This window comes from Ensifer sp. GW101-20A05 (assembly GCF_059424735.1).
Genome location: NZ_JBWKZT010000006.1, coordinates 164,705 through 178,103, shown reverse-complemented (window position 1 = coordinate 178,103; position 13,399 = coordinate 164,705). Strand labels below are relative to the sequence as shown.

Annotated in this window: 16 protein-coding genes; 7 read left to right on the top strand and 9 right to left on the bottom strand. The window is 63.0% G+C overall.

The window, feature by feature from the left end:
- Nucleotides 1–6 precede the first annotated feature (6 nt).
- From AC070A_RS17360 to AC070A_RS17335, 6 genes are all read right to left on the bottom strand, one after another.
- On the bottom strand, nucleotides 7–348 hold the full coding sequence (locus AC070A_RS17360) for a hypothetical protein (RefSeq protein WP_218373490.1): 342 nt from the start codon (nucleotides 346–348) through the stop codon (nucleotides 7–9).
- A gap of 196 nt (nucleotides 349–544) precedes the next feature.
- The gene (locus tag AC070A_RS17355) at nucleotides 545–1,159 is read right to left on the bottom strand and encodes a tetratricopeptide repeat protein (protein WP_113737106.1); all 615 of its coding nucleotides are present in this window, start codon (nucleotides 1,157–1,159) and stop codon (nucleotides 545–547) included.
- Between the two features lie 74 nt (nucleotides 1,160–1,233).
- Complete coding sequence (gene ykgO, locus AC070A_RS17350) at nucleotides 1,234–1,359, bottom strand: type B 50S ribosomal protein L36 (RefSeq protein WP_034806120.1); 126 nt, start codon at nucleotides 1,357–1,359, stop codon at nucleotides 1,234–1,236.
- A gap of 172 nt (nucleotides 1,360–1,531) precedes the next feature.
- Nucleotides 1,532–2,587, bottom strand: a complete 1,056-nt coding sequence (locus AC070A_RS17345) for a 5-(carboxyamino)imidazole ribonucleotide synthase (RefSeq protein ID WP_057254650.1) — start codon at nucleotides 2,585–2,587, stop codon at nucleotides 1,532–1,534.
- Nucleotides 2,584–3,048, bottom strand: a complete 465-nt coding sequence (gene purE / locus AC070A_RS17340; RefSeq protein ID WP_057254831.1) for a 5-(carboxyamino)imidazole ribonucleotide mutase — start codon at nucleotides 3,046–3,048, stop codon at nucleotides 2,584–2,586. Before purE ends, AC070A_RS17345 begins: the two co-directional genes overlap by 4 nt.
- 54 nt (nucleotides 3,049–3,102) lie before the next feature.
- Nucleotides 3,103–3,306 carry a YdcH family protein gene (locus AC070A_RS17335; protein WP_057254651.1) on the bottom strand — a complete coding sequence of 68 codons (204 nt, stop codon included), beginning with the start codon at nucleotides 3,304–3,306 and terminating at the stop codon, nucleotides 3,103–3,105.
- 214 nt (nucleotides 3,307–3,520) lie between these two features.
- Between AC070A_RS17335 and AC070A_RS17330 the strand changes: the two genes are divergently transcribed.
- Nucleotides 3,521–3,694, top strand: a complete 174-nt coding sequence (locus AC070A_RS17330) for a YdcH family protein (protein ID WP_082616141.1) — start codon at nucleotides 3,521–3,523, stop codon at nucleotides 3,692–3,694.
- 162 nt (nucleotides 3,695–3,856) lie between these two features.
- Here AC070A_RS17330 and AC070A_RS17325 read toward each other — a convergent pair whose 3' ends face one another.
- Both AC070A_RS17325 and AC070A_RS17320 read right to left on the bottom strand, forming a co-directional pair.
- On the bottom strand, nucleotides 3,857–4,117 hold the full coding sequence (locus tag AC070A_RS17325; RefSeq protein ID WP_057254652.1) for an ArsR/SmtB family transcription factor: 261 nt from the start codon (nucleotides 4,115–4,117) through the stop codon (nucleotides 3,857–3,859).
- 101 nt (nucleotides 4,118–4,218) lie between these two features.
- Nucleotides 4,219–4,998 (bottom strand): sulfite exporter TauE/SafE family protein, encoded by a 780-nt coding sequence (locus AC070A_RS17320; protein WP_057254653.1) that lies wholly within the window; start codon nucleotides 4,996–4,998, stop codon nucleotides 4,219–4,221.
- A gap of 107 nt (nucleotides 4,999–5,105) precedes the next feature.
- Here AC070A_RS17320 and AC070A_RS17315 point away from each other — a divergent pair, with 107 nt between their 5' ends.
- The 6 genes from AC070A_RS17315 to AC070A_RS17290 all read left to right on the top strand — a co-directional run bounded on the left by AC070A_RS17315 (nucleotide 5,106) and on the right by AC070A_RS17290 (nucleotide 12,187).
- On the top strand, nucleotides 5,106–5,753 hold the full coding sequence (locus AC070A_RS17315) for a thiamine phosphate synthase (protein ID WP_057254654.1): 648 nt from the start codon (nucleotides 5,106–5,108) through the stop codon (nucleotides 5,751–5,753).
- 78 nt (nucleotides 5,754–5,831) lie between these two features.
- A complete protein-coding gene (locus AC070A_RS17310) occupies nucleotides 5,832–6,911 on the top strand; it encodes a tetratricopeptide repeat protein (protein WP_245296007.1) in 1,080 nt (359 codons plus the stop codon).
- A 317-nt stretch (nucleotides 6,912–7,228) separates the two neighbouring features.
- The gene (locus AC070A_RS17305) at nucleotides 7,229–8,029 is read left to right on the top strand and encodes an inositol monophosphatase family protein (RefSeq protein WP_057254656.1); all 801 of its coding nucleotides are present in this window, start codon (nucleotides 7,229–7,231) and stop codon (nucleotides 8,027–8,029) included.
- A gap of 253 nt (nucleotides 8,030–8,282) precedes the next feature.
- Nucleotides 8,283–9,383, top strand: a complete 1,101-nt coding sequence (locus AC070A_RS17300; RefSeq protein ID WP_057254657.1) for a hypothetical protein — start codon at nucleotides 8,283–8,285, stop codon at nucleotides 9,381–9,383.
- Between the two features lie 3 nt (nucleotides 9,384–9,386).
- A complete protein-coding gene (locus tag AC070A_RS17295; protein WP_058321021.1) occupies nucleotides 9,387–10,418 on the top strand; it encodes a peptidoglycan -binding protein in 1,032 nt (343 codons plus the stop codon).
- 122 nt (nucleotides 10,419–10,540) lie between these two features.
- On the top strand, nucleotides 10,541–12,187 hold the full coding sequence (locus AC070A_RS17290; protein ID WP_113737107.1) for an FAD-binding dehydrogenase: 1,647 nt from the start codon (nucleotides 10,541–10,543) through the stop codon (nucleotides 12,185–12,187).
- A gap of 130 nt (nucleotides 12,188–12,317) precedes the next feature.
- Here the strand turns inward: AC070A_RS17290 and AC070A_RS17285 are convergent, their stop codons facing one another.
- The gene (locus tag AC070A_RS17285; RefSeq protein WP_093233897.1) at nucleotides 12,318–13,310 is read right to left on the bottom strand and encodes a Bug family tripartite tricarboxylate transporter substrate binding protein; all 993 of its coding nucleotides are present in this window, start codon (nucleotides 13,308–13,310) and stop codon (nucleotides 12,318–12,320) included.
- Nucleotides 13,311–13,399: the final 89 nt, after the last annotated feature.

The following is a 13,399-nucleotide window of genomic DNA, read 5'->3' as shown; positions in this document are numbered from 1 at the left end:
GGCCCGTCAAGGCGTCTGCGTTGGCGAGGCTTCAGGGGCAGGGGAGCCCATCGACTGCCATCGTGGCCAGATGGCGTCAACGGCGCGCTGGCGGGCAAGCACGAACTCAGGCAGCGCGGTATCCCGGTCGCCCTTGTTGTAGCGGGTGTCCGTGCTGTCGACAACGAGCACCGGAGGGGCGCCGAACTGATCGGCGGTGATGTCGACGATGTTATCGCCGCATTCGACCCAGGCATGGCTTTGCCAGCGTTCCCCGCAGAAGAAGCTGTAGGGGCCGATGTCAGGCCCGGAAGGCGCACTCCGCGGCGCTCCAGAGGCCCAATGGGCATCGAGGCCTTGGGCAATCAAGACACGTGCCAGGAACAGGCTCGAGCGGCCGCAGGTCCATTGTGAAGCGATCGCGGGGAGATCGCCACCCCAAGCCCGGTGCCATTCCAGCCAGATCGGCTCAATGAAACGCCGAGCGGCTGTCGCTACTTCGAGAAGAGTGCTTTCATTGGTGCAGAGGGGCATTGAAGGCTAGGGTCGAGTGTGTCGCGTTCAGTCAGGTCTTGCTGCCGGCGAGCTTCTCGGCGAGCTCGCCCAGCTGCTCCTGCGCCTTGCGATCGGCGGGATAGATGTCCAGGAACTGCTCCCATGCCCGCATGGCGAGCTCGTCCTTGCCGGAGGCGCCGAGGATCGCTGCCATGCCGGCAAGCGCGCCGAAATGACGAGGCTCGATCGTCAGCACGCGGTTAATGTCCGACATCGATTTCCGATAGTTGCCCATCGTGTAATGCAGGGTCGCGCGACGGTTCCAGCCTTCGACATAGTTGGGCGCAAGCGTGATCACCTGATCGAGGATGTCGAGCGCCGCCGCCTGCTTGTTGTCGGTGATGGCCTTGTCGGCCCACTGCATCAGGAGATTGACGGTGGCGCTGCCGGAATCCTGCCATTCCACACGGATCTGGTTGGCGAGTTCACGCGCCTTGTCGGCATCGCGTTCCTTCTTGAGGTCCGTGAACAGGCCGTCCAGTCGTTGCTTGGGTGTGGTGAGGCTGGCCGATTCCGTTTGGGTCGATGCTTCCGCCGCGAAGGAGAAACTGCCAGCTCCGATGGAGGTGGCGAGCAGGGCGGAACACGCCAGAATCAGGGGTACAAAAACTCGCATGGCGAGCATGTTAGCCCGCCATGGATCAACTTCATAATCAATTTTGGGACAACGCCGAAGCGATGTCTGCCACCCGGCTTAGATCAGCCCTGACGAGCCTTGAAGCGCGGGTTCGACTTGTTGATGATGTAGATGCGGCCCTTGCGACGAACCAGACGGTTTTCGCGGTGACGGGTCTTCAGCGACTTGAGCGAATTCTTGATCTTCATTTTCCTGATCCGCAGGTTTCGGGGAACGAAAATTCGCCCGGTATCTTCTAACAATCAAAAGCGCGCCGTTCAGCGCGCTCCTTTAAGGTGGGATGGCACATACCGTGTCCCCCCTAAGGTGTCAACCACAAGACGCCCCATTTTGGCGTCTTGCCCCGCATTTCTGCGGTCTTCAGCCGCGGACGAGCCGTGTGACGTGGCCCATTTTGCGGCCGGCGCGCGCTTCGGTCTTGCCATAGAGGTGCACCAGAACATCGTCCTTGGCAAGCCATGCCGGGACATCGTTGAGGTCGTCGCCGATCAGGTTCTGCATGACGCAGTCGGAATGGCGGCGGGGATTGCCGAGCGGCAATCCCGAGACGGCACGAATATGCTGCTCGAACTGCGAGACGACGCAGGCCGCCTCCGTCCAATGGCCGGAGTTGTGCACGCGCGGCGCCATCTCGTTGGCGATCAGGCTGCCGTCGGCAAGTACGAAGAATTCGACGCCGATGACGCCGACATAACCAAGTGCATCGAGGATCGCCTTGGCGGCCTTGCGGGCCGCGTCCGCCGTGCCGTCGCCGACTGCTGCCGGTACCGTCGAGGTGTGGAGGATGCCGTTGCGATGCACGTTCTCGGCCGGATCGAAGCAGGCGACCGTGCCATCGGTGGAGCGGGCGGCGATGATCGAGATCTCCCGTTCGAAGGGTACGAAGCTCTCCAGGATCAGGGGCACGCCGCCCAGCTCCGCGAAGGCGCCGGCAGGACTGTCGGCTGCGGAGCGGAACACGCGCTGTCCCTTGCCGTCATAGCCAAGGCGACGGGTCTTGAGCACGCCCGATCCGCCGAAATCGGCGAGTGCTGCTTCGAGATCGGCCTGGCTGTCGACGGCGTGAAAACGCGCCGTCGCAATGCCGCAGTCATTGATGAAGCGTTTTTCGACGAGGCGGTCCTGCGCGACTTCCAGCGCCTTCGGCGGCGGGAAGACAGGTCGTTTCGCGGCGAGCCGTTCGGCGGCCGCGACCGGCACATTCTCGAATTCGTAGGTGATGATGTCGCTCACGGTCGCGAGCTGGCTGAGCGCGGCTTCGTCGTCATAGGCAGCAATGATCTGCTCATTCGCCACCTGTGCCGCCGGACAGTCGACCTGCGGCTCGAGGATCACGGTGCGGAAGTTCAATCGGGCAGCTGCCATCGCCAGCATGCGGCCGAGCTGGCCGCCGCCGATAATGCCGATGGTGGTCATGCCTGGTCCACCGGGTATTCGGCGACCGAAATCGTCTGCTGTTCGCGCCAGTCGTCGAGCCTGTCGGCGAGATCGTCGTCGCTGAGCGCGAGCACGGCTGCAGCAAGCAACGCGGCATTGACGGCGCCGGCGCGGCCGATCGCCAGCGTCCCGACGGGGATGCCGGCGGGCATCTGCACGATCGAGAGCAGGCTGTCCTGGCCGGAAAGCGCCTTCGACTGCACCGGCACGCCGAAGACCGGCAGCGGCGTCATTGAGGCGCACATGCCCGGCAGATGGGCAGCGCCGCCGGCGCCGGCGATGATCACCTTGAAGCCCTCGTCGCGAGCGCCCTTGGCGAAATTGACCAGCCGATCGGGCGTGCGATGGGCGGAAACGATGCGAGCCTCATAGGCAATGTCGAGCGCGTCGAGCGTGTCGGCGGCGTTCTTCATCGTCTCCCAGTCCGACTGGCTTCCCATGATGATGGCGACGGGTGGGGTCGTGGTGTCGATCACGTCTGTCCTGTTCCGCGTTCAGGCGATGATGTCGGGGATGATCTGGTCTTCGATCTTGCTGATCTTGTCCTTGATCGCCAGCTTCTTCTTCTTCATGCGCTGGATTCTCAGCGCGTCGCAGCCGGTCTCGATCATAGCGTTGATGGCAGCGTCGTAGTCTTCATGTTCCTGCCTCAGCCGCGCGGCGGTCAGTCTGAGTTCGGCCTGGTCCTGGTCCGGCATGCAAAGCGATCCCCATCAGCCCGGTTGCGAAGTCCTCCTCGAACCGGAATTCCATGCGTCGCTCTATCACATCTTGGGCGGTAACGGGAAGTTATCCGACGTCATCATTTCGCCTTCGACAAATGAAAAATGGCATGGCACAGTAGTAAGGTTACAAACCATGGAACATCCGGCATTCGCATGCCGGATGCAAGCAAAAGGAAGGGACTGCCAAATGACTGTTGAGGCTCATCTTGCAACGCTTGAGAAAAAACATGGCGTCCTGGAGCAGGAGCTCCATGCGGCATTGAATCAGCCGTCGGTGGAAGACGAACTGATCAACGACATCAAGCGGAGGAAGCTGCGCATCAAGGACGAAATCGAAAGGCTTCGTTCCTCGACTCACTGATTATCAACGGTATTTCCCAGGACTATCGGGAGGCGCCATCTCCCCTCTGAGTAGGCGCAACAAGGTTTAGAACCAATCCCCCCACAGTGGAATATACGGAATTTTGGACCGGGCTTGACGCCCGGTCTGTTTCTTTCGGGCGCAGCGTTCGCGCCGCCGGGCTCAGGACCAGAACTGGTCGAGCCACAGATTGAGACGGTCGAAACCCGGCCGGTTGATCGCATAGATCCGCCGGGTGCCGCTCGCCGAAACCGAGACCAGATTGCAATCCAGCAAGGCCTTCAGGTGCTGCGATACGGCCGGGCGGCTGATCGGCAGGCCCTCCGCCAGTTCGTTCACGGTTCTCGGCGCGCGCCGCAGTTCCTCCAGCAGGTGGCGCCGGTTCGGGTCCGCAATGGCATCGAAAGGGTCCGCGATCGTCATGCGCGGACGTTAGGCGAAATTTTGCGAAGCAGCAAGAAATTTGTGCGATGCGAAATGCTAATTTTGCTTTGCAATATTTCCGTAATACTTGGGTCCGCGGCTCACCCGCCTGCGACCAGGCTGTTGATACCGTCCCAAAGCAGTTTCGAGCCCGCGATGAAGGCCATGGTATACATGAAGGGGTAGAAGATCTGCGGCTTCATGCGGCGAACGATCCAGGCGCCGCACATGGTTGCGACAATGGCGAGCGGAAATAGCGTCGCCGAGATTTTCAGGTTGCTCAGATCCAGTTGCCCGAGCGCGAAATAGGGGATGAGCTTCACCGCATTCAGGATCGCGAAGAAGCGCACGATGGTGCCGGTGTATTCGCGCGGGTCGAGCTGCAGCGGCAGCGCGTAGATCTGGAAAGGCGGGCCCCCGGCATGGGCGACGAAGCTGCCATAACCGGCAAAGGAACCCCAGAGTGCTGCGGGACCGGCCCGCTGCTTCTTCGGCGCGATGGTGATGCCAAGGCGCGTGCGCCAGACATTGTAGACGTATCGCAGCACGAAGAGCACGGTGATCAGGCCGATGATCAGGCGAAGGAGGTCCCGCGAGACGTAGGCCGAGGTCGCCCAGCCGATGAAGATGCCGGCGATGGCGCCGGGCAACAGCATGAAGAGGGTGGTGCGATCGCCGTGCTTGCGCCACATCCAAAGCGAGACGAGATCCATCGCGATCAGGATCGGGAGGAGGAGGGCGGCCGCCTGGACGGGTGACACCGCCATCGACAGGATCGGAACGCCCATCAGCGAAAGCGCTTCCCCCATGCCACCCTTGCTGAGGCCAACGAGCAGAACTGCCGGAATGGCGATAAGATAGAAGTCGAGATCAGGAAGCATGGGGGGCGGTTGATCCTTTTGCAGTCTCCGTCTATCGGTTTTCCCAAATGAAATCGAGCGCTGGTTTCGCCATCCTGGCGGATGCAGCCGGAAATGGATGTCTTGATATGACAACAGAACGTTGCCGCCTGGTGCTGATCGCGCCCGACATGCCCGATGCGGCGGAACGCGCAAACGTGCTCGCCGATGCCCTGAAGGGCGGCGACGTCGCCTCGGTGATCGTGCCGCAATACGCACTTGATGACTCCGAGTTCCAGAAGCACGCCGAGCGTCTGGTGCCGGTGATCCAGGAGGCCGGCGCCGCCGCGCTCATCGAGGGTGACTCCCGCGTGGCCGGACGTGCCAAGGCCGACGGCCTGCACGTTGCCGGCAATGCGGAAGTGCTGGGTGAGGCGGTCGAGAAGCACACGCCGAAGCTGATCGTCGGCGGGGGCAATGCGGCCGACCGTCACCACGCGCTGGAAATCGGCGAAGTGCGCCCGGACTACGTGTTCTTCGGCAAGACGGATGGCGACATCAAGCCGGAGGCGCATCCGAAGAACCTGGCGCTGGCCGAATGGTGGGCGTCGATGATCGAGATTCCATGCATCGTCATGGGCGGCACGGACCCGCAATCGGCACTTGCGGTGGCGGAGACCGGTGCTGAGTTCGTGGCGCTTCGTCTTGCCGTCTTCGGCGAACCCGGCCAGGCGCCTTCCGTCGTTGCTGCGGTCAACGCACTTCTTGACGAAAAAGCGCCACGGTTTGAAGATTAAGACGTTTCGATGTTGAGCCGTCTGCCTTCCAGATTGAGTCGAGGTTTTTCCCTTGTTGCCATGGCCGTCGCCCTGGCTATGCCTGCGCATGCGCAGGAGCAGAAGAGTGGCGAGGACGCCGGCGTCGAAAAGCGCGGCCGCATCACGCCCTTCAACGGGGCGGCGATGCCGGAGGGCGCGACGCCGACCGACCAGAAAGACGACAAGTCCGCTGTCGGACCCAATAAGAAGCCGGCCGACGGCTCTGTCCCATCGTCCGGCGTCACTGTTTTCGATCGCATGGGTGCCGAATTGCCGGCACTGCCAGCGGAAAAGCCCTTTACCGGCAAGGTCGACGATGCCTATGGCGCGTTCCAGCGCGGCTACTACCTGACCGCGATGGATCTGGCGCTGCCGCGCGCGCAGCTTGGCGACCCGGCGGCGCAGACCCTGATCGCCGAGATCCTGCAGCAGGGACTGGGCGTCGTGCGCAATCCCCAGCAGGCTGCCTTCTGGTACGGTCAGGCCGCGGAAAAAGGCGATCCGGCCGCGATGTTCAAATACGCGCTGATCCTGATGGAGGGCCGTTACGTCAAGCGCGACCGGAAGAAATCCGAAGAGCTGATGAAGAAGGCGGCCGATCTCGGCAATGGCTCGGCGCAATTCAACTACGGCCAGACGCTCGTCGCCGACAATCCCGGACCCAAGGGTTTGAAACTGGCGATGCCCTATTACGAAAAGTCGGCCGAACAGGGCATCGCGGATGCGCAATATGCGCTGTCGCAGATCCTGGTCAATGTCGATGGCATCGAGGAAAGCAAGCGGACGCGGGCGCGCGAATGGCTGATCCGCGCGGCGCGGGCGGGGTACGACACCGCTCAACTCGACATCGCGATCTGGATGATCGAGGGCATTGCCGGCGAGCGTAATCTCGAAGAGGGTTTCGGCTGGATGCGGCGGGCGGCCGAGGGCGGCAACGTGGTTGCACAGAACCGGCTTTCGCATCTCTACGTCAACGCCATCGGCACCCGGCCCAATCCGGTCGAGGCGGCGAAATGGTATGTGCTTTCGCGTCGCGCCGGTCTGAAAGACGACGCGCTCGAAGACTTCTATCTCGGTCTCAACGAAGAGCAGCAGAAGCAGGCACTCAGTGCCGCCAACAAATATCGCCGGAGCTGAACGGCGCCGCTCGCGGTCGAATCTTTGGCGGTCGTTCGGCGGAAATGCTATTTCGCTTGAACTTGCGGGCCATTTGTGGTTCTGAGGCCGCGGTTTTGCTCGTGGTGCCGCGACAGTTGGCGGCGACGGCGAGCGGAGTGAGAATTCACTCGGTTTTTTGACGACGGAGCTCAATCTGCGGCTTGCCCTGCGTCCTTGGATCGGTTCCGATCAAGGGAATTTGCAAGTAGGGCCGGCAATGCGGCCGCGTTCCGTCAAGCAGGTTCAACGTCCGATCGATTGTTTTCGATCGGCCTTCGTTATCAAGGGATCGCCAGATGGCCCGTTCAGCACTTCTCAATGTCATGGTTCAGGCCGCCTTCAAGGCCGGCAAGTCGTTGGCCCGCGATTTCGGCGAAGTCCAGAACCTGCAGGTCTCGCTCAAGGGACCGGGCGACTATGTTTCGCAGGCCGACCGCAAGGCCGAAAAGCTCATCCGCGAGGAACTCCTCAAGGCCCGTCCGACCTACGGCTTCCTTGGCGAGGAAGGTGAAGAGATCGTCGGCACCGACGGCGCGCATCGCTGGATTGTCGACCCGCTCGATGGCACCACCAATTTCCTGCACGGTATCCCGCACTTCGCCGTTTCGATCGCACTCGAGCGCCAGGGCGAGATCGTCGGCGCCGTCATCTTCAACCCGGCGACCGATGAACTCTACACCGCCGAGCGTGGCGGTGGCGCCTTCCTCAACGACCGTCGCCTGCGTGTCGCCTCGCGCAAGCATCTTTCCGATGCCGTGATCGCCACCGGCACGCCGCATCTCGGCCGCGGCAACCACGGCAAGTACCTGATCGAACTGCGCCACGTGATGGGCGAAGTGGCCGGTATCCGCCGCATGGGTGCCGCCTCGCTTGACCTCGCCTATGTGGCCGCCGGCCGCTACGACGGTTACTGGGAACGCGACCTCGCCGCCTGGGACATCGCGGCTGGCGTGCTTCTCATCCGGGAAGCCGGCGGCTGGGCGCACGATATCAACGGCGGCGCCAAGCCGGTCGACGACGGTTCGGTCGTCTGCGGCAACGAATATATCGTCAAGGCGCTGAACGACGTCGTGCACCGCCCGGTGCCGACGAAGTAATCAGCGACCCTATTCCTATGCTCGGCCTCCGGCGCTCACCCGCCGGAGGCTTTGTTTTTCCGCTTGATCCGGAATGGGGCAACACGACAGTGCCACATGCCTGTGCCTATCTACGCGCGTCGCGGCCGTCGCCCCACTTTGGGAACGGCTGAATTTCGTCCTTGAATCGATTTCGGTTTCGGGAATTATGCAGTAGTCTCCGGGCCGGCGCCGCGCCGTTCCGACAAGTAAAAACCGGGAGATACTTACACCCATGACGAAACTGCATCTGTCCGGATGGAACGGTCGGGAAGGCATGGAAGAAGGCTATAATCCGCACAAGCTTTCGAGCCCCATGCACTATTTCTGGACCATGGTGGTCTTCCTGATCATCGTCGGTTTCGTGGGCGCAATCCTCTTTCGGCAGGCACACAACGCCTTTCTGGCCAACCCCGGCCTCAACGGCTTGATCCTTGGGGTGCTGCTGATCGGCATCCTGCTCGTATTCACCCATGTGCTGGGCTTGCGTCCCGAAGTGCGCTGGTTCAACTCCTTTCGCGCCGCCGGCAGTGCCGACAAGGTGGGCCGCGATCCGGTGCTGCTGGCGCCGATGCGGGCACTGATCGGTGCCCGTCAGACGGCGATCTCGACGACGGCGCTGCGCTCCATTCTGGATTCGATTGCGACCCGCCTCGATGAATCCCGCGACATCTCGCGCTATCTGACCGGCCTTCTCGTGTTTCTCGGTCTGCTCGGCACCTTCTGGGGTCTTTTGGGCACCATCGGCTCGATCAACACGGTCATCCAATCGCTGGATGCCGGTTCGGGAACCACCGAAGACATTCTGGCGGCCTTGAAGAGCGGCCTGTCGGCGCCGCTGACCGGCATGGGTACGGCGTTCTCGACATCGCTGTTCGGTCTTTCCGGTTCGCTGATCCTCGGCTTCCTCGATCTGCAGGCCGGCCGCGCCCAGAACCGTTTCTATACCGAGCTTGAAAACTGGCTTTCTTCCGTGACCGATGTCGGCTCCGAGCTGACTTCTGCGCTCGATGCGCCGTCGGGTGCGCCGGTCGAGGAGTTGAAAAAGCTTACGGATCAGCTGGTCCGCCTCAACCAGGAGGGCGGTTCGAGCCAGCGCACGACCGCCGCCATGGCAAGCCTTGCCGAGGGTATCCAGGGCCTGGTGAAAAATATGCGCGGCGAGCAGCAGATGCTCCGGGACTGGATCGAAGCCCAGCAGGAAGAGGCCAAGGCGATGCGCAGGACGCTCGACAAATTGTCGTCGCGCATCGGAGGCGAGCGGATCGCCGTGACAAGCGAGAGGTCGTCATTGCCGGCCAAGCTCGGACAGTTGGACGAGACCGGAGGAGAGTAATCCATGGCGCTCGCCCGCAAAGGCCGCACGCAGCGCACGATCGATTATTGGCCGGGCTTCGTCGACGCGCTGTCGACGCTCCTGCTTTCGATCATGTTCCTGCTCACCGTCTTCGTTCTCGGGCAGTTTCTGCTGAGCCGCGAAATCAGCGGCAAGGACGAAGTGCTGACCCGGCTGAACAGCCAGATCAACGAGCTCACGCAGCTCCTGGCGCTCGAAAAGAGCGGCAAGCAGGATCTCGAGGATTCGCTCGCCAATCTCCAGGCTTCCCTGTCCCAGTCTGAAGGCGAGCGCTCGCGGCTGCAGGCGCTGCTCGATCAGGGCGCCGGCAGTACCGATGTCGCCAACCAGAAGATCGGGCGCCTCGGCTCGGAGCTTGAGAACGAGCGTGAGATCAGCGCCCGGGCGATGAGCCAGATCGAGCTCCTGAACCAGCAGATCGCCGCGCTGCGCAACCAGATCGCCGCCATCGAGGTCGCGCTTCAGGCATCGGAGGCGAAGGACCAGGCGTCGCAGACGAAGATCGCCGACCTCGGCCGCCGCCTGAACGTGGCGCTTGCCCAGCGCGTGCAGGAGCTCAACCGCTACCGCTCCGATTTCTTCGGACGCTTGAGGGAAATCCTCTCCGACCGCGAAAACATCCGCATCGTCGGCGACCGCTTCGTGTTCCAGTCGGAAGTGCTGTTCCCATCCGGCGGCAGCGAACTCAATCCCGAGGGGCAGGCGGAGATGGGCAAGCTCGCCTCGGCGCTGCTTGATCTCGCCAAGGAGATTCCGGCGGAGATCAACTGGGTGCTGCGCGTCGACGGCCATACCGATAATGTCCAGCTTTCCGGAACAGGCCGCTATGCGGACAACTGGGAACTTTCCTCGGCGCGTGCCACCTCGGTGGTCAAATTTCTGATCTCGAAGGGGGTGCCTGCCGATCGCCTGGTCGCGGCCGGCTTCGGTGAGTATCAGCCGATTGCGCCGGGCGAGACCCCGGAGGCCCGGGCCCAGAACCGCCGCATCGAACTCAAGCTGACCGAAAAATAGGCCGCGGCCGCGAAACATACCGCGGCCAACGCCCGACCCTTGAATTGACCTTGACGTACGCGTAACAGTTGCTGCAGCCATTCGTATGGCGGCGCTGTATGGGGTGCAGGGGAGGGCATTTCGTGGATTGCGATGTATTGGTCATCGGTGCGGGCCTTGCCGGCCTGGTTGCCGCCTCGCAAGCGGCCGCCCTTGGCCGCAAGGTCATCGTTCTCGATCAGGAAGGCGAACAAAACCTTGGCGGTCAGGCTTTCTGGTCGCTGGGCGGTCTGTTCTTCGTCGATAGCCCCGAGCAGCGGCGCATGGGCATTCGTGACACGCGTGAGCTTGCCTGGCAGGACTGGCTGGGGTCTTCGCAGTTCGACCGTCCGGAGGACCACTGGCCGCGGCTTTGGGCGGAAGCCTATCTCGACTTTGCCGCGGGCGAAAAGCGCCGCTGGCTGCATTCCCTCGGCATGCGCTGGTTTCCGGTCGTCGGCTGGGCCGAGCGCGGCGGCGGCCTTGCCCATGGCCACGGCAATTCGGTGCCGCGCTTCCACGTCACCTGGGGCACGGGGCCAGCGGTACTCGATCCGTTCGTGCGGCTGACGCGGGAGGCGGAAAGCCGCGGTCTGGTGCGCTTCCGATTCCGCCATCGGGTCGATGAGCTCATCATCACGGATGGAACGGTGACGGGCGCCCGCGGTGCCTTGCTGAAGGAGGATCCGGTCGGGCGGGGCGAGCGCAGTTCACGCGACGTCTCCGGCGATTTCGAGATATCGGCGGGTGCGATCGTCGTCACCTCGGGCGGTATCGGCGGCAACCATGATCTCGTTCGCCGCAATTGGCCGCGCAAGCGCCTTGGCCAACCGCCGGCAACCATGGTCTCGGGCGTGCCGCATCACGTCGACGGACGCATGCTGGAGATCAGCAGCCGGGCGCGCGGCTCGGTCATCAACTCAGACCGCATGTGGCACTACACCGAGGGGCTCAGGAACTTCGACCCGATCTGGCCGGATCATGGCATCCGCATCCTGCCCGGCCCATCATCCTTCTGGTGCGACGCCGACGGCAACCGTTTTTCCGCGCCAGCGATGCCGGGCTTCGATACGCTCGGCACATTGCAGGCGATCCGCGACAGTGGTCACGACTACAGCTGGTTCATCCTGACGCGGGCGATCATCAAGAAGGAGTTTGCGCTTTCCGGTTCGGAACAGAACCCGGATCTGACCGGCAAGAGCATCTCTCTGCTCCTGAAGCGGCTCGGCAAGAACCCGCCAGCGCCGGTCCAGGCCTTCATGGACAAGGGTGAGGATTTCATCGTCCGGGACCGGCTCGAGGACCTTGTGCCGGCGATGAATGCACTGACGGGCGAGAACCGGCTGTCGCTCGACCATCTACGCCGACAGATCGAGGCGCGCGATCGCGAGATCACCAACCCGTTCTCCAAGGATGCGCAGGTCACCGCGATCCGCGGCGCCCGCGCCTATCGCGGCGATCGGCTGCTGCGTACTGCCAAGCCGCACCGGCTGCTCGATCCGAAAGCCGGGCCGCTGATTGCCGTTCGCCTGCATATCCTGACCCGCAAGACGCTGGGCGGCCTGCAGACCAACCTCTCGGGCCAGGTGCTCGAACAATCGGGTGAGCCGGTGCCGGGCCTCTATGCCGCCGGCGAAGTCGCCGGTTTCGGCGGCGGCGGCATGCATGGCTACAATGCGCTCGAAGGCACCTTCCTCGGCGGTTGCATCTTTTCCGGCCGCGTGGCGGGGCGGGGTGCTGCTGGGGTGTGATCGCTTCCCGCCGCTCGCTTTTGGGCTGCCCCTCACCCTAGCCCTCTCCCCGCACGCGGGGAGAGGGGACGGCCGAGCGTGCAGCTAAACTTGGCAAATGCTTCGAATGTCTGGACAAGTCGGCTGACGATCAATCCATCTGCACGTTGGCGTCGCGGACGACCGGCGTCCACTTCGCCAGTTCTGCCGTCACATGCGCACTGAGCTCTTCCGGCGTCGAGCCGACGATCTTGGCGCTGAATTCCTTCATGCGCTCGATGACGGCGGGATCCTTCAGGGCCTTGTTTGCTGCCTCGTTGAGGCGGGCGACCACAGGCTGCGGCGTGTTCGCCGGGGCGAAGAGCGCGTTCCAGGTATAGGTCTCATAGCCTGGGATGCCGGATTCAGCGACCGTCGGAACATCGGGGAAGGAGGGCGCGCGTTCCGCCGTGGTGACGGCAAGTGCCCTCAGCGTGCCTGCCTTGATGTGCCCGGAGGACGAGGGCAGGTTGTCGAACATGATCGGCACCTGGTTGCCGATGACGTCGTTCAGCGCCGGACCGGCGCCCTTGTAGGGGATATGCTGCATGCTGACGCCGGCCATTTTCTTGAAAAGCTCGCCGGAGAGGTGCAGCGGCGTGCCGTTGCCGGAGGAGGCATAGCTGTATTCGTCGGGCTTGGCCTTCAAGAGCGCCAGCAGTTCCTCGACGTTCTTGGCTGGGAGCTCCGGATTGACGACGAGCACGTTGGGCACGATGACCAGCAGCGAGATCGGAGCGAAGTCCTTCTCCGGATCATAGGGCTTGGTCTTGAGGATCAGTGGGTTGAGCGCGTGGGTGGCGACGGTTCCCATCAGGATCGTGTAGCCGTCCGCATCGGCGCGCGCGACATTGGCCGCGCCGAGATTGCCGCCGGCGCCGGCGACGTTCTGGACGATCACCTGCTCGCCGAGGTCTTCAGACATTTTCTGCGCGACGATGCGGGCGACCACGTCGGTCGACCCGCCGGCGGCGAAGGGAACGACCAGTGTTATCGGTCGGTCTGGGAAGCCCTGGGCGAGGGCCGGGGTGCTAAAGGGCAGCGCCGATAGCGCCATCAGGCCCAGCATCAGCGTTGCGCGCCGGGTCAGTTGCGAAAATGCCATGCGAATTTCCTCCCGATCATGTCTGCGAACCGCAGAGAACGGCCTTTGGCAGGCCGGCCCCATAACAATAGGGCTCGCTTCTCAGCCGG

Excerpts from the sequence above, each read along its gene's own strand:
- AC070A_RS17305 (WP_057254656.1), top strand. The coding sequence starts at position 7,229 with ATGGCCCGTTCAGCACTTCTCAATGTCATGGTTCAGGCCGCCTTCAAG.
- AC070A_RS17325 (WP_057254652.1), bottom strand. The coding sequence starts at position 4,117 with ATGACGATCGCGGACCCTTTCGATGCCATTGCGGACCCGAACCGGCGC.
- AC070A_RS17315 (WP_057254654.1), top strand. The coding sequence starts at position 5,106 with ATGACAACAGAACGTTGCCGCCTGGTGCTGATCGCGCCCGACATGCCC.
- AC070A_RS17310 (WP_245296007.1), top strand. The coding sequence starts at position 5,832 with ATGCCTGCGCATGCGCAGGAGCAGAAGAGTGGCGAGGACGCCGGCGTC.
- AC070A_RS17330 (WP_082616141.1), top strand. The coding sequence starts at position 3,521 with ATGACTGTTGAGGCTCATCTTGCAACGCTTGAGAAAAAACATGGCGTC.
- AC070A_RS17320 (WP_057254653.1), bottom strand. The coding sequence starts at position 4,998 with ATGCTTCCTGATCTCGACTTCTATCTTATCGCCATTCCGGCAGTTCTG.
- AC070A_RS17300 (WP_057254657.1), top strand. The coding sequence starts at position 8,283 with ATGACGAAACTGCATCTGTCCGGATGGAACGGTCGGGAAGGCATGGAA.
- AC070A_RS17345 (WP_057254650.1), bottom strand. The coding sequence starts at position 2,587 with ATGACCACCATCGGCATTATCGGCGGCGGCCAGCTCGGCCGCATGCTG.
- AC070A_RS17335 (WP_057254651.1), bottom strand. The coding sequence starts at position 3,306 with ATGCCGGACCAGGACCAGGCCGAACTCAGACTGACCGCCGCGCGGCTG.
- ykgO (WP_034806120.1), bottom strand. The coding sequence starts at position 1,359 with ATGAAGATCAAGAATTCGCTCAAGTCGCTGAAGACCCGTCACCGCGAA.
- AC070A_RS17355 (WP_113737106.1), bottom strand. The coding sequence starts at position 1,159 with ATGCTCGCCATGCGAGTTTTTGTACCCCTGATTCTGGCGTGTTCCGCC.
- purE (WP_057254831.1), bottom strand. The coding sequence starts at position 3,048 with ATGGGAAGCCAGTCGGACTGGGAGACGATGAAGAACGCCGCCGACACG.
- AC070A_RS17285 (WP_093233897.1), bottom strand. The coding sequence starts at position 13,310 with ATGGCATTTTCGCAACTGACCCGGCGCGCAACGCTGATGCTGGGCCTG.
- AC070A_RS17295 (WP_058321021.1), top strand. The coding sequence starts at position 9,387 with ATGGCGCTCGCCCGCAAAGGCCGCACGCAGCGCACGATCGATTATTGG.